The 17,118-nt window shown below is 61.0% G+C and carries 16 protein-coding genes, 1 tRNA gene and 1 pseudogene; 11 read left to right on the forward strand and 7 right to left on the reverse strand.

The annotated features are described in order from the left end of the window. Positions 1-2: 2 nt before the first annotated feature. The gene (locus AB4N48_RS22800) at positions 3-779 is read left to right on the forward strand and encodes a divergent polysaccharide deacetylase family protein (protein WP_460094354.1); all 777 of its coding nucleotides are present in this window, start codon (positions 3-5) and stop codon (positions 777-779) included. A 115-nt stretch (positions 780-894) separates the two neighbouring features. Next, positions 895-2,268 carry a Vps62-related protein gene (locus tag AB4N48_RS22805; RefSeq protein ID WP_460094355.1) on the forward strand — a complete coding sequence of 458 codons (1,374 nt, stop codon included), beginning with the start codon at positions 895-897 and terminating at the stop codon, positions 2,266-2,268. Here the strand turns inward: AB4N48_RS22805 and AB4N48_RS22810 are convergent. The 7 genes from AB4N48_RS22810 to AB4N48_RS22840 all read right to left on the reverse strand — a co-directional run bounded on the left by AB4N48_RS22810 (position 2,249) and on the right by AB4N48_RS22840 (position 8,068). After that, positions 2,249-3,004: a substrate-binding periplasmic protein gene (locus AB4N48_RS22810; RefSeq protein ID WP_256808503.1), complete on the reverse strand. Its 756-nt coding sequence runs from the start codon at positions 3,002-3,004 to the stop codon at positions 2,249-2,251. The two genes, AB4N48_RS22805 and AB4N48_RS22810, sit on opposite strands and share 20 nt — an antisense overlap. 73 nt (positions 3,005-3,077) lie before the next feature. After that, a complete protein-coding gene (gene hisF / locus AB4N48_RS22815) occupies positions 3,078-3,848 on the reverse strand; it encodes an imidazole glycerol phosphate synthase subunit HisF (RefSeq protein WP_007897430.1) in 771 nt (256 codons plus the stop codon). A 9-nt stretch (positions 3,849-3,857) separates the two neighbouring features. Further along, positions 3,858-4,595, reverse strand: a complete 738-nt coding sequence (hisA, locus tag AB4N48_RS22820) for a 1-(5-phosphoribosyl)-5-[(5-phosphoribosylamino)methylideneamino]imidazole-4-carboxamide isomerase (protein WP_056787231.1) — start codon at positions 4,593-4,595, stop codon at positions 3,858-3,860. 42 nt (positions 4,596-4,637) lie between these two features. Continuing rightward, entirely contained in the window at positions 4,638-4,898 is a 261-nt protein-coding gene (locus AB4N48_RS22825; protein ID WP_460094356.1) for a DUF2164 domain-containing protein, read from the reverse strand. Continuing rightward, the gene (gene hisH / locus AB4N48_RS22830) at positions 4,899-5,537 is read right to left on the reverse strand and encodes an imidazole glycerol phosphate synthase subunit HisH (RefSeq protein WP_056787225.1); all 639 of its coding nucleotides are present in this window, start codon (positions 5,535-5,537) and stop codon (positions 4,899-4,901) included. Continuing rightward, complete coding sequence (gene hisB, locus AB4N48_RS22835; protein WP_016772125.1) at positions 5,537-6,130, reverse strand: imidazoleglycerol-phosphate dehydratase HisB; 594 nt, start codon at positions 6,128-6,130, stop codon at positions 5,537-5,539. The genes hisH and hisB overlap by 1 nt, the downstream gene beginning before the upstream one ends. Positions 6,131-6,403: 273 nt before the next feature. Further along, positions 6,404-8,068, reverse strand: a complete 1,665-nt coding sequence (locus AB4N48_RS22840; protein WP_460094357.1) for an OFA family MFS transporter — start codon at positions 8,066-8,068, stop codon at positions 6,404-6,406. A 228-nt stretch (positions 8,069-8,296) separates the two neighbouring features. On the opposite strand from AB4N48_RS22840, the pseudogene AB4N48_RS22845 reads away from it, so the two are divergent. The 9 genes and pseudogenes from AB4N48_RS22845 to AB4N48_RS22885 all read left to right on the forward strand — a co-directional run. Next, positions 8,297-8,513 (forward strand): annotated as a pseudogene (locus tag AB4N48_RS22845) (acetyl-CoA sensor PanZ family protein); the annotation flags it as partial. Positions 8,514-8,591: 78 nt separating this feature from the next. Continuing rightward, positions 8,592-10,808, forward strand: a complete 2,217-nt coding sequence (locus AB4N48_RS22850; protein WP_460143620.1) for an AsmA family protein — start codon at positions 8,592-8,594, stop codon at positions 10,806-10,808. Beyond that, positions 10,805-11,872 (forward strand): A/G-specific adenine glycosylase, encoded by a 1,068-nt coding sequence (gene mutY, locus AB4N48_RS22855; RefSeq protein ID WP_460094359.1) that lies wholly within the window; start codon positions 10,805-10,807, stop codon positions 11,870-11,872. Before AB4N48_RS22850 ends, mutY begins: the two co-directional genes overlap by 4 nt. Beyond that, positions 11,869-12,141, forward strand: coding sequence for an oxidative damage protection protein (locus tag AB4N48_RS22860; RefSeq protein ID WP_016772129.1), 273 nt, complete (start codon positions 11,869-11,871; stop codon positions 12,139-12,141). The genes mutY and AB4N48_RS22860 overlap by 4 nt, the downstream gene beginning before the upstream one ends. Positions 12,142-12,232: 91 nt before the next feature. Continuing rightward, positions 12,233-12,308: transfer RNA gene (locus AB4N48_RS22865), tRNA-Phe, on the forward strand. Positions 12,309-12,710: 402 nt separating this feature from the next. Beyond that, a complete protein-coding gene (sbnA, locus tag AB4N48_RS22870; RefSeq protein ID WP_460094360.1) occupies positions 12,711-13,685 on the forward strand; it encodes a 2,3-diaminopropionate biosynthesis protein SbnA in 975 nt (324 codons plus the stop codon). Between the two features lie 5 nt (positions 13,686-13,690). Further along, positions 13,691-14,722: a 2,3-diaminopropionate biosynthesis protein SbnB gene (gene sbnB / locus AB4N48_RS22875; RefSeq protein ID WP_460094361.1), complete on the forward strand. Its 1,032-nt coding sequence runs from the start codon at positions 13,691-13,693 to the stop codon at positions 14,720-14,722. Then, entirely contained in the window at positions 14,716-16,497 is a 1,782-nt protein-coding gene (locus AB4N48_RS22880; RefSeq protein ID WP_460094362.1) for an FAD/NAD(P)-binding protein, read from the forward strand. Before sbnB ends, AB4N48_RS22880 begins: the two co-directional genes overlap by 7 nt. Continuing rightward, positions 16,494-17,108 carry a glutathione S-transferase family protein gene (locus tag AB4N48_RS22885; protein ID WP_150637956.1) on the forward strand — a complete coding sequence of 205 codons (615 nt, stop codon included), beginning with the start codon at positions 16,494-16,496 and terminating at the stop codon, positions 17,106-17,108. Before AB4N48_RS22880 ends, AB4N48_RS22885 begins: the two co-directional genes overlap by 4 nt. The last annotated feature ends 10 nt before the right edge of the window (positions 17,109-17,118 follow it).

Consider the following 17,118-nt stretch of genomic DNA (forward strand, 5'->3'; position numbering starts at 1 on the left):
GGATGTTGTTGCGTTCCCTCTGCGTTCTGTTGTGCTGTCTGGCGGGTCTTGCCCAAGCAGAGCCCGCCAGTTCCTCGCCGCACAAGGCCTACCTGACACTGATCATCGATGACCTGGGGCAGAACCTGCCCCGGGATCGTCGCGTGCTCGCCCTGCCCGGCCCGGTCACGGCGGCGATCATGCCCGATACCCCCCACGCCACCGAATTTGCCCGCGAAGCCCATCGCGCCGGCAAGATCGTCATCCTGCACATGCCCATGGACCCGGCCACCGGGCCGTACGCCTGGCACCCGGAACTGCCCCTCGAAGAACTGCAGAAACGCCTGAATGCTGCGTTCGAAAAAGTCCCGTTCACCGCCGGCATCAACAATCACATGGGCAGCCGCATGACCGCGCAGCCTGTGGCGATGGCGTGGTTGATGGGCGAATTGCAGCGTCGGCACAAGTTCTTCGTCGACAGCCGCACCAGCGCTCAAACGGTCGCTGCGCAGCAGGCGCAGAAGATCGACCTGGCCAGCGTTTCCCGTGATGTGTTTCTTGATGATGAGCGCACCGAAGCGGCCATTGCCACTCAGTTGCAGACCGCGATCGCCCTGGCGCACAAACAGGGTTCAGCGGTGATGATCGGCCATCCGTATCCGCAGACCCTGGCGGTGCTCGAGCGCGAATTACCCAAGCTCAAAGCGCAGGGCATCGACTGGATCGATATCAAGCAGATGATCAGCGTGCGCAGCAACCGCGCCATGGCTGGCCATGGCAAGGATGGCGTTTACCGGTAACACCCGGTCACGTTGCAATACATAGTTACCACCGAACGCCCCTCCCCCTTCCGGATAGTGAGACCTGCAACAGGTCGCGACTCCTTTGAGTCGCTTGCAACTATCAGGAGTGCCCATGACAAACAACGCCCCGATTATCCCGCCCGTTGGGCGGACTGAACCGATCCGCATCGATAACCTGCTGATCAACTTCACAACAGAATTTCTGCGCATCTGGGATACCAACGGTTTGTCGGCCAGACCCGCGTCGTTCTGGCGCCCGACTCCGGCTCCCGACGCGCTGCCCGGTTATTTCCCCTTGGGCGACTTCGTCACCAGAGGCGTTGGCAACATCAACGGCGAACGCGTGGTCGCGGTTGTTTGTGAGGCAGACATTGCCAGCACTGACCCCACCAAAGGCAGGGCACTGCGACGTCCCGATGATTACGAGCTGGTCTGGAAGGACTCCGGATCAGGCTCGAAACGAGATCTGTCGATCTGGCGACCGCTAGCTCCCGCAGGCTACGTAGCGCTGGGGTCGGTGTGCTCGAACGATCATGAAAAACCTTCGCTCAACGCGGTGCGCTGCGTTCGCGAAGACCTGGTGATCGCGTCGAATACCACCGATCTGATCTGGGACGACAAGGGCAGCAAGGCCCGACAGCGCGTCAGCACCTGGAGCGCCGTTCCTCCAGCCGCTTTGCCGGGCGAAGTCTACTTGGCATCGGGCAGTTTTTTCAGCTTGAGTGACTACACCCGACCGGCCAGTTTCCCGGTCTACTGCTTGCGCTTGCAGATCGGCCTGCAGATGTCTACACGACCATCGCCACCGGTGCTCTGCGGCGAGACGCCAACACCTGTAGAGCCAACGGACGATGCGACTTACACCGCCAGCCTCCCCTGGTTCACGGTCAACGATCCGCGTTACACCGCCGCTGAGCAATGGCGTCACTCGCCCTTCTATCTGCTTGAACGCAAGGATCGCTACATCCTCGTCGGTCACGCACGCAACAGTGGCAACGACAGCCAGATATTCAGGTGGAATGCGCAGCGCGCCCAGCGTACTGGCGGCTTGCGTACTTTCACTCAAACCACTTGCATCGAATTCGGCGCGCAATGGCAAACCCGACAGCACGGCGCGCTGATGTTTTCCGCACGGCTGGGCCACGATTTCACCCAATGCGAACTGCATTCGAATGAATGGCTCAATACTGCGACCATCGAAGTGGTTGCGGTGGTGGACAAAAACCGCTCAGTGGCCGCCTACCTGGCCCAGAGCGAATACAGACTGGTGCGCGCGGACGGCACGGCAGTGACGGATGGTTTCATCTACACCGATGGCAATAGCCTTCACATCAGCCAGTACGCACCCACCGAGCCTGCAACCATCGTCGCGTCGGAGCCAGAGGCGGTCGAAGATCAGACTGTGCTTGCGCCTGCGACCGAGGGCGAAATCAGCGCCTCCCAGCCAGAGCCCGACGAGTCAGCCGTTACAGATAGCGCGCCATGATTTCATCGACCACGCCTTCCTTGCGCAACTGATCCAGCGCGGTCTGTAGCTTGTTGACCACCTCATCGGAGACGTCCTTGTTCAGCGCCAGGTACAACTCGGCGCTGTTGAAGCGCAGCACGGTCTTCAGGCCGGTCACGCCATCCTGCCGCGCCAGATAACGGCCGGCAGGATCACCCGTGGCCCACAGATCGATCTGGCCATTGAGCAGTTTTTTTGCGTTGTCCTGATCGCGCAGCACTACTACCGGTTTGAGGCCTTGCTTGGAGAGCGTCTCGGCAATCGCATCGCCCTTGTAGGCGCCGATCTTGTATTTGCGCGCATCATTGAGGGTTTCGAGGGTGATCTTGCTGTCAGCCTTGGCCAGCAGGATCCAGTCGTCCGGGCCGATTGGGCCGACCCATTTGAACAGTCTTTCGCGATCGGGCAGGCGCGCCATGACGAAGGCCCCGTAGCCGGGATTCTCCAGGGCGAGTTTGTAGACACGCTCCCAGGGGAAACGCAGGGTCAGGCTGTAAGTGAGGCCGGCGCGCTGGAACATCTCGCGAACGATGTCCGTGGCAATGCCGTTGATGTTGTCGCCCTGGGCAAAATTCTTGCCGTTCTTCGCCATGTTGTACGGCGGGAAGTTCTCGGTGAGCAGCACCAGATCGGTGTCGGGACTGGTTTCGGCCCGGGCATTGCTGATGAACAACAACGAGGCGCTGGCGAGAACAACAAGCAGGCGTTTGATCATGTCGGGCTACCGGAATCCATGGCGTGCCCAAGAGTGCCTTGGGCGCGCCATGCTGTCCACTGGCCTGTACGCTTTAGCGCATGACGATGCCGCGATGGGCCATGTAGGCCTTGGCTTCCTGCACGGTGTATTCGCCGAAGTGGAAAATACTCGCCGCCAGCACCGCACTGGCATGACCTTCGAGAATGCCATCGGCCAGATGCTGCAGATTGCCGACACCACCGGAAGCGATCACCGGAATGCCCAGCGCGTCGCTGATGGCGCGGGTCACGCCGAGGTCGAAACCGTTTTTCATGCCGTCCTGATCCATGCTGGTCAGGAGGATCTCGCCGGCACCGAGGCCTTCCATTTTCTTCGCCCACTCGACTGCGTCGAGACCGGTCGGCTTGCGCCCGCCGTGGGTGAATATTTCCCAGCGCGGGGTTTCGCCGGGACCGGAAACTTTCTTGGCGTCGATGGCAACGACGATGCACTGCGAGCCGAAATGCTGCGCGGCCTCGCCGACGAACTCGGGGTTGAACACGGCGGCGGTGTTGATCGACACCTTGTCCGCGCCGGCATTGAGCAGATTGCGGATGTCTTGCACGGTACGCACGCCACCGCCGACGGTCAGCGGGATGAATACCTGGCTGGCCATGCGCTCGACGGTATGCAGCGTGGTGTCACGGCCATCGACGCTGGCGGTGATGTCGAGAAAGGTAATCTCGTCGGCGCCCTGCTCGTCGTAGCGACGAGCAATTTCCACCGGGTCACCGGCGTCGCGGATGTTCTCGAACTTCACGCCTTTGACGACCCGGCCGTTGTCCACGTCCAGGCAAGGGATGATGCGTTTGGCCAGCGCCATGGTCAGTCCTCAGCCTTGGTACGAATCGCAGAAAGCTTGCGCTTCGGCGACATCGAGAGTGCCCTCATAGATCGCCCGGCCGGTAATCGCGCCGATGATGCCCGGTGCCTTGGCGTCGAGCAGCGACTTGATGTCACCCAGGTTATGGATGCCGCCGGAAGCGATCACCGGAATCCTGGTGGCAGCGGCCAGCGCGGCGGTGAACGGTACGTTGCAGCCCTGCATCATGCCGTCTTTGGCAATGTCGGTATAAACGATCGAGGATACGCCGTCGGCTTCGAACTGCTTGGCCAGGTCAATGACCTGCACGGTGCTGATCTCAGCCCAGCCGTCGGTGGCGACGAAACCGTCTTTCGCATCCAGACCGACAATGATCTTGCCCGGAAACGCACGGCAGGCTTCAGCAACGAACGCCGGATCTTTTACGGCTTTGGTACCGATGATCACGTAGCTCACGCCCGCCTTGACGTAGTGCTCGATGGTTTCCAGCGAACGAATGCCGCCACCGATCTGGATCGGCAGGGTCGGGTAACGCTTGGCGATTGCGGTAACCACTTCGCCGTTGACCGGCTGGCCTTCGAACGCGCCGTTCAAGTCGACCAGATGCAGACGGCGGCAACCGCCCTCCACCCACTTGGCAGCCATGCTCACCGGGTCATCGGAGAACACCGTGGAATCTTCCATGCGGCCCTGGCGCAGACGTACGCAGGCACCGTCTTTGAGATCGATAGCGGGAATAATCAGCATCTGGCAAACCTTAAAATTGGAATGTTCAGCTTGGCTCGGGAATCAGTTTTTCTCGAGCGCCCACAGGTCGCTTTCGATGCTTTCAAACCGTTCCTTGAGGTGGGTCTGCACATCGAAAATCGCCCTGTTGTAATAGTGCGGAGCAATCTCGCGGGTAAACAGCTCAAGAATTTCCGCCGCTTCGAACGAACCCAGGTCCAGTTCGAAACGCTCTTCCATGAACCGCTGGATCTTGCGATTGGCCTCGCTCTCCTGCTCGGGAGTGAGGGTCAGGATCGGCGGTCTGGACTTCTTGACAGCCATTTACCAGCGACCGTCCCACGCAGCGAAGTTCTGCAGCAGTTGCAGGCCGTGGGTATGGCTTTTCTCCGGGTGGAACTGCACGGCGAAACGCGAACCGTCGGCCAGCGCTGCGGCGAAATCGACACCGTAATGACCGCTGCCCACCACCTGCCGCGCATTGGCGGCGGCGATGTAGTAGCTGTGCACGAAGTAGAAACGCGCCAGATCCGGGATGTCATGCCACAGCGGGTGACTGATCTTCTGCTTTACCTCGTTCCAGCCCATGTGCGGGACTTTGAGGTGCTCGCCGTCTTCGTGCAGATCCTTGCCGAAGAATTTCACCGCGCCCGGAAACAGGCCGATGCAGTCGACGCCGGCGTTCTCTTCGCTGGTATCGAGCAAGGCTTGCATGCCGACGCAGATGCCGAGGAACGGCCGATCCTGGCTGACCTCACGGACCAGCGAGTCGAAGCCGAGGCGACGGATCTCCGCCATGCAATCGCGAATCGCGCCAACGCCCGGGAATACCACACGGTCGGCTTCTCGAATCACGTTCGCGTCGCTGGTAATCAGCACCTTGCCGGCGCCGACGTGCTCGAGCGCTTTGGCCACCGAGTGCAGATTGCCCATGCCGTAGTCGATAACTGCAACCGTCTGCATTACAGAACGCCTTTGGTCGACGGCATTTGCCCGGCCATGCGCTCGTCAAGCTCGACGGCCATGCGCAGCGCGCGGCCGAAAGCCTTGAACACGGTTTCGATCTGGTGGTGAGTGTTGGTGCCGCGCAGGTTATCGATGTGCACGCTGACCAGCGCGTGGTTGACGAAGCCCTGGAAAAACTCCTGGAACAGGTCAACGTCGAAACCGCCGACGGTGGCGCGGGTGTACGGCACGTGCATCTGCAGGCCCGGACGACCGGAGAAATCGATCACCACGCGCGACAGCGCTTCATCGAGCGGCACGTAGGCATGGCCGTAGCGACGGATGCCTTTCTTGTCGCCGATGGCTTTGGCGAACGCCTGGCCGAGGGTGATACCGACGTCTTCCACCGTATGGTGGTCGTCGATATGCAGATCGCCCTTGCATTCGATATCCAGGTCGATCAACCCGTGACGGGCAATCTGATCCAGCATGTGCTCAAGAAAAGGTACACCGATATCGAATCGGGCCTTTCCGGTGCCATCAAGGTTGATCGAGGCTTTGATCTGGGTTTCCAGAGTGTCGCGCTCGACAGACGCCTTACGTTCGGCCATCACCAGCTCCGCAAAATCATTGGGCGAAAAAGGCAGCCATTATAGGCACGCGAGGCGCAAACAGAAACACGAGAGGTGAGATGCCTGACGGATAGAACGCCCGGCTGTCGCGGGTAGACATGTCCATACAAGCCATTACAGGCATGCCAGAAACAAATGTGGGAGCGAGCCTGCTCGCGAATGCGGCAGGCCAGCCAACATTGATGTCGACCGGTGCTCCGTCTTCGCGAGCAGGCTCGCTCCCACAGGTTCGGCGTTTATTCAGCTAACACCTTAGTGAAACAGTACCGCCGTCTTCTGCAGGGTCACCCACACACCCCACGCCAACGGAATACCCACCAACAGCCATGCCGCGATCGCCAGAGGCTTGGTGCCCGGCGCCGCTTTCCACTCCAGAACGGTGCTGGCGTCAGCACCTTTGTCGTGGCCCAGCGCCTGTTCGGCGGCCAGTTCAGCGTCGGTCATGAAGTACTTGTCGGCCACCGGGCGCACCATCAGATTGCACAGAAAGCCCAGAACCAGCAGGCCGGCGAGGATGTACAGGGTGATGTCGTAAGCGGCAGCGCGTTCCACGCCGATACTCAACTGATATTCACGCAGGTAGTTCACCAGCACCGGACCGAGCACACCGGCAGCGGCCCAGGCAGTCAGCAGACGACCGTGGATCGCACCGACCATCTGCGTACCGAACAGGTCGGCCAGATACGCCGGGACCGTGGCAAAACCACCGCCATACATCGACAGGATGATGCAGAACGCCGCCACGAACAGCGCAACGTTGCCTAGATGGCCCATGTTCGGAATCAGCGCATACAGGGCAAAACCCAATGCGAAGAACACGAAGTAGGTGTTTTTGCGCCCCAGGTAGTCCGAGAACGAAGCCCAGAAGAAGCGGCCACCGATGTTGAACAGGCTCAGCAGACCGGTGAAGCCCGCTGCGATCGCCGCGATCGAGGCCAGTTGGCCAGCGTCGAGTTGACCGAACGGCACATCGACGCCCAGCAGTTTGCCGCCGAACACTTCCTGCAACAGTGGCGAAGCCATGCCGAGGATACCGATACCCGCCGACACGTTCAGGCACAGCACCAGCCAGACCAGACGGAATTGCGGAGTTTTCCAGGCTACATTCACGTGGACGTGACGGTTGGTGATCATTGCGTTGGAAGCTTTCTTCGCCGGAGCGGTCCAGCCTTCAGGCTTCCAGCCGGTTGGCGGCACGCGGTAGGACAGTGCGCCACCGATCATGAACACGAAGTAAATGGCCGCCATGGCCACGAAGCTCTGCCATACGCCCACGCCTTCTGACGAAGCGAAGTGGCTCATCAGTGCAGTCGCCAACGGTGCACCGACCATCGCGCCGCCACCGAAGCCCATGATCGCCATGCCGGTTGCCATGCCGCGCTTGTCCGGGAACCACTTGATCAGGGTCGACACCGGCGAGATATAGCCCAGGCCCAGACCGATACCGCCGATCACGCCGGAGCCGATCCACATCAGCCAGATCTGGTGGGTATAGATACCCAGCGCGGAAATCAGCAGACCGCCGCACCAGCACAAGGCCGAGACCACGCCCGCTTTACGAGGCCCGGCGTGTTCCAGCCAGCCACCCCAGATCGCTGCCGAGCAGCCGAGGAAGATGAAGAACAGCGTGTAGATCCAGCCGAGCATGGAGATCGGCCAGTCGCAGTTCGACGAAAATACCTGTGCGATGAAGCTCATGTCCGGCGCGCAAGCCACCGGTGCGGTAACGCCCAGTGCCTTGGACAGCGGCAACCAGAACACCGAGAAGCCGTAGGCCATGCCGATGCACAGGTGAATGGCCAAAGCGGCCGGTGGAACCAGCCAACGGTTGAAACCGGGCTTGGCGATGATGCGTTCCTTGGACAGGAACGCAGGCTGGTCGGCTTTGAGGCCGTCCGCCGTGATGCTCGTGCTCATTGTGTATCCCCCAATTGTTAGTATGGTTCGCCAGCCACTGCTCACCCTCGGCCTTATGCACGCAGGCATGACCGTTTTTTTAGGTGAAGCTCCTTGAAGGCGCGACGTTAAGTCGCAGACGGGCGGACGAACTGGCGAAGGTTACCATTCTCAGGTGACAGAAAAACCAAACTGATATCACCTTTTTTCAAGTCATCTGTTCTCGTACGACTCGGGAAGCCGCCAACCCCGCGTCTGCAAAGGCACCACGCCGTTTGCTACTTGTCCCATTTATGCGTGCGAAAAGTTACCCGTCGCCTTGGCGGGGCTGAACGACTGGTGAACCAAGCGCAAAAAATGGCGTCGCAAGCGGGGCCGGATTGCGCCCTCTGGCGCCCGCCGGGCATCCTCAAGCGCAGGCCCGGTGGCGAAGTTGCAGGTGCCGCCGCCGACCCTCGGCAGATGACGCCACACCGAACCGGGTGCCGGCAGCGCTATACTCCCCGGCCAAATGACGAATTCGACTAACTACAAGGACTCGCCCATGAAAGCGTTCGGCAAAATCCTGGGTCTGGTACTTCTCGGGCTGTTGCTGATCATTGTGGCGGCAGGTTTTGCCCTGACCCACCTCTTCGATCCCAACGACTACAAAGACGAGATCCGCCAGATAGCCCGCGACAAGGCCCACATCGAGCTGACGCTCAATGGCGATATCGGCTGGAGCCTGTTCCCGTGGCTCGGCCTGGAATTGCACGAAGCCAGCGTCGCCACCCTGGCCAAACCTGCCGAACCGTTTGCCGACTTGCAGATGCTCGGCCTGTCTGTGCGCGTGCTGCCGTTGTTGCGCCGCGAAGTGCAGATGAGTGACGTACGCGTCGAAGGCCTCAACCTGCGCCTGAACCGTGACAAAAACGGCCACGGCAACTGGGAAGACATCGGCAAGGTGCCTGTGGCGCCTGGCTCGACTCCACCCGCCACACCGGGCGCGACCACCAGCGAGCCGACCGTCGCCGTAGAAAAACCGGCGCAACCGATCCGCCTCGACATCGACAGCCTGACCGTCAACAACGCCCGCGTTGAATACACCGATGAGCTGACCGGCAAGCAGTTCAGTGCCGAAAGCATTCAGTTGAGCACCGGCCCGGTGCACGACTCGACCAATATCCCGGTAAAAGCCACCGCGTTCCTCGGCACCAACCAACCGGTGCTGCGCGTGCGCACCGAGCTCAACGGCGAGCTGCGCTTCGAGCGCGCCCTGCAACGCTACAAGTTCGAAGACTTGAAGCTGACCGGCGAACTCGCTGGCGATCCGCTGCAAGGCAAAACCATGACCTTCTCCGCTCAAGGGCAGTTATTGCTGGATAAAGCAGCGAACGTCGCCGAATGGACCGGCATCAAAATTTCCGCCAACCAGTTGCGCGCCCTGGGCGAGTTGAAAGCCAACGACCTCGACAAGACGCCACAGATCAGCGGCGGCATTTCCATCGCCCAGTTCGATTTGGCGAAATTCGTCGACAGTATCGGCCAGACACTGCCGGCGATGGGCGAAGGCAGCCTGAGCAAGGTCGAACTGGTCAGCCGCGTTGCGGCCACCCCGACCAGCCTGTCGTTCGACAACATCAACCTGAAACTCGATGACAGCAGCTTCAGTGGCCGCATCGCCGTCGAGGACTTCGCCAAACAGTCGCTGCGCGCGATTCTCAAGGCCGACACGTTCAACGTCGACCGCTACCTGCCACCGAAATCGGCTCAGGCCAACAGCGCCACGCAAACCCGTCAGGCCGAAGTCGCCAGCACCGAGGCCGGCGCCGTCGCAGGCACCACGCCGCTGCCGGACAAACCGAGCAAAACCGCCTGGAGCACCGAGCGCCTGCTGCCGGTCGAGCGCCTGGCCAAACTGGACGTGGACGCCGACCTGACTTTCGGCCAACTGACCCTCGACAAACTGCCAATCCAGAACGCCGCGCTCAAAGCCACCGGTCAGGGCGGCCTGCTGACACTGACTAACCTGAGCGGTGATCTGTACAACGGCGGTTTCGTCGCCAACGGCACGCTCGACGTGCGCCCAAGCGCGCCGGTACTGAACCTGCAGACCCGGCTCAATCGCGTCCCGGTGGAAAAAATCATCGAAAGCCAGGGCAAGACTCCACCGGTCAAAGGGCTGGTGACGCTGACCAGCAGCCTCACCGGCAGCGGCAACAGCCAACAGGCGCTGATCGACACGCTCAACGGCAACGCCAGTTTCGTCATCAACAACGGCGTGTTGCTCAATGCCAATCTCGAACAGCAATTGTGCAAAGGCATCGCCACCCTCAACCGCAAGACCCTTAGCGGCGAGCCTCGGGGCAAGGACACGCCGTTCGAGGAGCTCAAGGGCAACCTGACCGTGCGCAACGGCGTCGCCAGCAACCCCGACCTGAAAGTGCGTATCCCTGGCATGACCGTCAACGGTGACGGCGACATCGACCTGCGCGTGCTCGGCATGGATTACCGCGTCGGCATCATCGTCGAGGGCGACACCAGCGCCATGCCTGACCCGGCCTGTCAGGTCGGCGAGAAGTTCGTCGGCATCGAGTGGCCGCTGCGCTGCCGTGGCCCGCTGGAACTGGGCGCCAAGGCCTGCCGTGTCGACAATGACCGTCTTGGTCAGGTCGCCAGCAAAATGGCCGGCAACAAACTCAGCGAAAAGATCGACGAGAAACTGGGCGACAAAGTCAGTCCGGAACTGAAAAACGCATTGAAGGGGCTGTTCAAGCGATGACAGCGGAGCAGTTTTCCACGGCGGTGCTGGAATGGTTCGACCGCCATGGCCGCCACGATTTGCCGTGGCAGCAGGACATCAATCCGTATCGGGTCTGGGTGTCCGAGATCATGTTGCAGCAGACTCAGGTCAGCACCGTGCTCAACTATTTCGAGCGTTTCATGGCGGCGCTGCCAACAGTCCAAGCTCTGGCCGAAGCGCAGGAAGACGAGGTGCTGCACCTCTGGACCGGGCTGGGTTACTACACTCGCGCACGCAATCTGCAGAAGACCGCGAAGATCGTCGTCAGCCAGTACGCTGGCGAATTCCCGCGCGACGTGGAAAAACTCACCGAGCTGCCGGGCATCGGCCTGTCCACCGCCGGGGCGATCGCCAGCATCAGCATGGGCCTGCGCGCGCCGATCCTCGACGGCAACGTCAAACGCGTGCTGGCGCGCTTCACTGCGCAAGAGGGCTACCCTGGCGAGCCAAAAGTGGCCAAACAGCTCTGGGCCAACGCCGAGCGTTTCACCCCGCACGATCGGGTCAACGCTTACACCCAGGCGATGATGGATCTTGGCGCCACACTCTGCACGCGCAGCAAGCCGAGCTGCCTGCTGTGCCCGCTCAAGCGTGGCTGTGAAGCGCACATGCTTGGCCTGGAAACACGTTATCCGATTCCCAAGCCACGCAAGGCCATCCCGCAGAAACGCACGCTGATGCCGATGCTCGCCAACGGCGAAGGCGCGATTCTGCTTTACCGCCGCCCGTCGACGGGACTGTGGGGCGGTTTGTGGAGCCTGCCGGAACTGGATGATCTGGAAGATCTGCAGCATCTGGCCGATCAGCACTCGCTGACCATGGGCCAGCAGCAGGCGCTGCCGAGCCTGATTCACACCTTCAGCCACTTCCAGTTGTCTATCGAACCGTGGCTGGTTCGGGTGCAGGAAGCCAGCCATCACGTGGCCGAGGCCGACTGGCTCTGGTATAACCTCGCCACCCCGCCGCGCCTGGGCCTTGCTGCCCCGGTCAAGACCTTGCTCGAGCGCGCGGCCGCCGTATTGAATGCAGGAGAATCGCCATGACCCGCACCGTAATGTGCCGCAAGTACAAAGAAGAACTGCCCGCGCTGGAGCGAGCCCCTTTCCCGGGCGCCAAGGGCCAGGATATTTTTGACCACGTCTCGGCCAAGGCCTGGGCCGACTGGCAGAAACACCAGACCCTGCTGATCAACGAAAAGCGCCTGAACATGATGAACGCCGAAGATCGCAAATACCTGCAGGGCGAAATGGACAAGTACTTCTCCGGCGAGGAATACGCCAAGGCCGAAGGCTACGTGCCGCCAGCCGAATAACCCGCAGATTTCGTAAGCGACGGAATTAATTTAAGAAATTTTCAAAAAGTCGTTGACGTAAATCCGAAAAACCCTTTTAATGCGCACCGTTGCCCAGATAGCTCAGTCGGTAGAGCAGGGGATTGAAAATCCCCGTGTCGGCGGTTCGATTCCGTCTCTGGGCACCAAATACCGAAAACCCTGAATCGCAAGATTCAGGGTTTTTTTATGCCTGCGATTTGATTCCCCTCCCCTCGTCCCGCTTCGATACACCCGGATTCCAGCTGTACTGGAAAAAACCCGAAATCTGTATCTCTCCGCGCAGATGGCGTTTCGCCAATACTTCAAGCGAGCCTTGGCGAGCCAATGACTGGCTCTACTTTGCGCCCCGCAACACTCTGGACTCCTGTAGCCCTCAGAGCGCAAACCCTGATTTTTTGAATCGATCGGCGTCGCCCGCAAGGTCACTTCCTGTCCAGCAAAAAATCTGAACCCAACCCACAGGCGAACTGCAGTTACTGCTTTTCAAACATTCCAGGATGAATGCTGGCGCCCCCGTGCGCCCGGCAAAAGAGCGAAACGGACGACGTATGATCAAGCAACTCATCAATGAAGACAGTTATGTGCAGATCGGCGATCTTTGCAGCGCAACGATCCAGCTGAAAATCGAAGGACTGAATCCCGCCGGCTCCATCAAGCTGAAGACCGCGCACGCGCTGATCACTGATCTTGAAGTTCGCGGACTGATCAACCACAAGACCCGCCTTATCGAATCCTCATCGGGGAATCTGGGCGTTGCGCTGGCCATGGTCTGCGCCGCCAAGGGTTACCAGTTCGTTTGCGTAATCGACCCGAATATTTCCGCGCCGAACCGCAAGCTGATTCAAGCCCTTGGCGCGCAAATGCTCATGGTCGATCAGCGTGACGAGAACGGCGGTTACCTGAATTCGCGGATTCGCCTGATCGAACAACTGGTCGCTGACAACGCCGACTACATCTGGCTCAACCAGTACAAGAATCCGACCAACCCCCTCGCCCACTATCAAGCGACTGCCAGGTCCATCGCGCGCAAATTTGCGCACGTGGATTACCTGTTCGTCGGCGCGGGAACCACTGGCACGCTAATGGGCTGCAAGAGCTACTTCGCCGAACATCATCCGCAGACCAAAGTCATTGCCGTCGATACCGTCGGCTCGGTGACGTTCGGCCTGCCGGGCGGCACGCGCCATATTCCGGGGCTCGGCACCAGCCGCCTGCCGGAGATATTCGAGTCGTCGGGCATTCACGACTTCCTGTCGATTCCCGAGGAACAGACGATCAAGGTCTGCCGTTGGCTGGCGCAACGCTACGGCCTGCTCTTCGGCGGCTCCACCGGCACTGTGCTCGCCGGCATCCGCCAGTGGGCGCCGCATATCCGGCCCGACGATGTCGTGGTGGCGATCTCCCCCGACATGGGTGAGCGCTATCTCGAAACCATCTACTCCGACGACTGGGTCACCCAGCGGATCGGCGCAACCGCACTGCAGCCCCTTTTCCCTGAAATCGCTCTGGCACTCTCGGCGTAATCCTCATGACCACACAGAATCCGATCCAGCCGTTCCACGTCATCCCCGGCGCTGTCGTCAAAGACATCCTCAACGGGCTGCGGCATGCAACCATCGACATGGTGGCGCAGACCTACCTGACCCACGAACGTGGCGAAACCGTTAACCCCGACAGTTACTTTTTGCGTTTCCCTGCGCAACCGGCGAACCGGATCATTGCGCTGCCGGCGGCCATCGTCGACAGCAAGGGCGATCAATCCGTCTCCGGGATCAAGTGGATTGCCAGTTATCCCGACAACATCAAGTCAGGCATTCCGCGCGCATCTGCCGTGCTGATTCTCAACGACCCGCAGACCGGTTATCCCTACGCCCTGCTCGAAGGTGCGCTGATCAGTGCCGTGCGCACGGCGGCGTCGGCGGTATTGGGTGCCTGGTGGCTGAATGGCCAGAACCGCCACGCGGCGACACTTTCGATCATTGGTGGCGGGGTAATCTCAAGAAATATCCTCGAGACTTTCGTCGCGGACGACTGGTCCTTCGACAGCGTGGGCATTCACGATCTCAACGCCGAATCGGCGCAAGCCCTCGCGGAATTTGGCGAACAACTGGGCCTGCCGGATGTGCGTCTGCTGTCGCTCGAAGACGCACTGACAGCCGACATCGTGGTGTTCGCCACCAGCGCGGGCGAGCCCTACGTAAAAGGCCAGGGCACGTTCCGCCCGGGGCAGATTGTTCTGAACATCTCGCTGCGGGATATCGGCGCCGAAATCATCGAGGAAAGTTACAACTACTTCGACGACATCACCCATTGCCTGAAGGCCAATACCTCACCGCATCTGGCCGAGCAGCAATACGGCCATCGCGACTTTGTCACCGGCACAGTGGCGCAGCTGATTCGCGGTGACCTGCATGTCGCCCAAGACAAACCGCTGATCTATTCGCCATTCGGCATGGGCATTCTCGATCTCGCGATTGGCCGGATGATCCACGACATTGCGGTGGCGGCCGGTACGGCAATTGCCATCCCGTCATTTTTTGGCGAGGAGCGCAGATGGTGAAGGCACCTGTGCACATCGGCCTGGTCGGCTGCGGTTCGCGCGGATTGTCGATATTCGAGCGCCTGTTGAGCCGCGCCGAGGAACGCCCGCAACAACCGGTGGTCATCGACATCTTCGAGCCCAACGTGCTCGGCAGCGGCGCGCACTGGCCCGATCAACCGGACTACCTGTTGCTCAACACCGTCGCCGGTCAGCTCGGGGTATTTCCCGACGCAGCAGCGTTCGGTGATCTGACCGACGCCCGGGAACGACCAGGGCCGGACTTTCTCGCGTGGTGCAGAGCCCGGCGCGTCAAGGTTGACCCCGACAGCGGCCTGCTCGCCGCCGACGGTCGCGACGTCGAGCCGGAGGATTTTCTGCCACGGCACCTGCTCGGCGCTTATCTGGCCGACGCCTTCTCGCGGATCCTCGCGACCGCACCCGCTTGGGTCACGGTCAATCTGAATCGGCATCAGGTCACGGCGGTCGAGCGCCGCGAGAATCAGCAATACCTTCTGCTAACCGCCGACGGCGCTGCGGTGACGGTGGATCGTCTGGTGCTGACCGTTGGCCACACCGGACGCCTGCGCCTGGCGGGGCAGAACCGGGTCGACAACGTTTACCCGCTGCCGGGCAGCCTCACCACCGTCGAGCCCGGCGAAACGGTGTTGATCGAAGGGTTGGGCCTGGGCGCCATGGACACCCTGGCGGCGCTGACGGCTGGCAGAGGCGGGATCTACAAACCCATGGCTGATGGCAGTCACACTTACCAACCTTCGGGTCAGGAGCCGGTGATCTTCATTCAGTCGCGTGACGGGCTGCCGTTTCGCACGCGTCCCAATGGCTTGATCGGCTGCCCCCGCCATAGCGCCGTGCTGCTCACGAGCGAGCGTATCGAATCGTTGCGGGTCAACGCGCACAACCGCCGACTGGATTTCGAACGGGACATTCTGCCGCTGATGCTGCTGGAGATGCGTGCCGCTGCGGTCGCCGTCCTGCATAAACCCTCAGCGCCGCAACAGCTGCTTGAGCAGCTCAGAACCGTCAGCGTTGTCGGCCCAGCAGGGGTTGTCGCCTGCGAAGCTTTGCTGCGCGAGTTCGAAACGATTGCCGGGGCAATCAATCCGCTGGAGCTGATCTGCCACGCACTGCCCGACAGCGTGACGCCTTACAACTATCACGCATGGATTTACGACACCCTCGAAGCCGACTTGCATGAAGCACGTCTGGGACGCGGCGCGTCGCCGATCAAAGCCGCCATCGAAGTCTGGCGCGACTTGCGTGACCGGCTGCGTGAGGCGGTCGATTTCGACGGGCTCACCGAAGATTCGCATCGGCAGTTCTATGGCCGCTGGCACAAGGCGATCAACCGTCTGGTCGCCGGCCCGCAGAAGGAGCGCCACGCCGATCTGCTCGCGCTGTGTGATGCCGGTTTGCTGACCTTTCTCAAGCCCGGCTCACGCCCCGCGATCGATCACTTCAAGCGAGTCGCCGGTTACGTCCAGAGCAGCGGCGTCACCCACAGCGACTGCGCACCTGTGCGCGACCTCGCGCGCCTGGGCCTTGTGCGTCCGCGCACCGATGTGCCGGGCATCGACGGCATCGATGTCGACGCGGCGTCCAACCCCAAGTCGAACAGCGGCGAAGCGGTGCGTGACATCTGGGTGCTGGGACCGCTCGCCGAAGGCTCTTGCTATTACAACCACTACGTCACCTCGGCGGGCGCACCTTCGCGGCTGTTCATGGACGCCCATCGAGTCGCCACCGCCATCCTTGAGACAGGAACTCGCGCATGAAACTCTACTATCAGACGCATTCGCCGTACGCCCGCAAGGTGTTGGTGCTGGCTCACGAACTTGGCATCGCATCGAGCCTTGAGGTGATACATCACGAGACCAGCCCGACTTCACCGAACGCGACCATTTACCAGGCCAACCCCTTGGGTAAAGTGCCGGTGCTGATGCTGCCCGACGACACCGCACTGTTCGATTCCATCGTGATTTGCGAATACCTCGATGACCTGAGCAACGGCCGTAAATTCATCCCGGCCAGCGGCCCCGAGCGCTACAAGGCGCTGCGCCTGCAGGCATTGGCGCAGGGCATGTGCGACGTCGGCATCAAGCTGCGCTGGGAAGTCGAGCGGCGCCCCGAGGCTTTGCGCTATCCGGCGTACGCGGACGGCCAGGCCTACAAACTCAAGGAGGCGTATCGCTTCATCGAAGAGCACGTCGACCTCAATGGCCCGATCACCGTTGGCCACATCGCCTTGGCGACCGCGCTGGACTGGATCGCTTTCCGTCAACTCTCGGACTTCTCGGCGCAAGCACGCCTGAGCGAGTGGTATCAGACGTTCTGCCAGCGCGCGTCCATGCGGGCGACCGAGTACAGCGGACAGACGCACGATTAAGCCAAGGAAA

Source organism: Pseudomonas sp. S2_C11 (assembly GCF_054668395.1).

Coding starts and splice junctions, on each gene's coding strand:
- AB4N48_RS22880 (WP_460094362.1), top strand. CDS start 14,716: ATGGTGAAGGCACCTGTGCACATCGGCCTGGTCGGCTGCGGTTCGCGC.
- hisA (WP_056787231.1), bottom strand. CDS start 4,595: ATGCTGATTATTCCCGCTATCGATCTCAAAGACGGTGCCTGCGTACGT.
- hisH (WP_056787225.1), bottom strand. CDS start 5,537: ATGCAGACGGTTGCAGTTATCGACTACGGCATGGGCAATCTGCACTCG.
- sbnB (WP_460094361.1), top strand. CDS start 13,691: ATGACCACACAGAATCCGATCCAGCCGTTCCACGTCATCCCCGGCGCT.
- hisB (WP_016772125.1), bottom strand. CDS start 6,130: ATGGCCGAACGTAAGGCGTCTGTCGAGCGCGACACTCTGGAAACCCAG.
- AB4N48_RS22885 (WP_150637956.1), top strand. CDS start 16,494: ATGAAACTCTACTATCAGACGCATTCGCCGTACGCCCGCAAGGTGTTG.
- hisF (WP_007897430.1), bottom strand. CDS start 3,848: ATGGCGCTGGCCAAACGCATCATCCCTTGCCTGGACGTGGACAACGGC.
- AB4N48_RS22850 (WP_460143620.1), top strand. CDS start 8,592: ATGAAAGCGTTCGGCAAAATCCTGGGTCTGGTACTTCTCGGGCTGTTG.
- AB4N48_RS22825 (WP_460094356.1), bottom strand. CDS start 4,898: ATGGCTGTCAAGAAGTCCAGACCGCCGATCCTGACCCTCACTCCCGAG.
- AB4N48_RS22805 (WP_460094355.1), top strand. CDS start 895: ATGACAAACAACGCCCCGATTATCCCGCCCGTTGGGCGGACTGAACCG.
- AB4N48_RS22810 (WP_256808503.1), bottom strand. CDS start 3,004: ATGATCAAACGCCTGCTTGTTGTTCTCGCCAGCGCCTCGTTGTTGTTC.
- AB4N48_RS22840 (WP_460094357.1), bottom strand. CDS start 8,068: ATGAGCACGAGCATCACGGCGGACGGCCTCAAAGCCGACCAGCCTGCG.
- AB4N48_RS22800 (WP_460094354.1), top strand. CDS start 3: ATGTTGTTGCGTTCCCTCTGCGTTCTGTTGTGCTGTCTGGCGGGTCTT.
- sbnA (WP_460094360.1), top strand. CDS start 12,711: ATGATCAAGCAACTCATCAATGAAGACAGTTATGTGCAGATCGGCGAT.
- mutY (WP_460094359.1), top strand. CDS start 10,805: ATGACAGCGGAGCAGTTTTCCACGGCGGTGCTGGAATGGTTCGACCGC.
- AB4N48_RS22860 (WP_016772129.1), top strand. CDS start 11,869: ATGACCCGCACCGTAATGTGCCGCAAGTACAAAGAAGAACTGCCCGCG.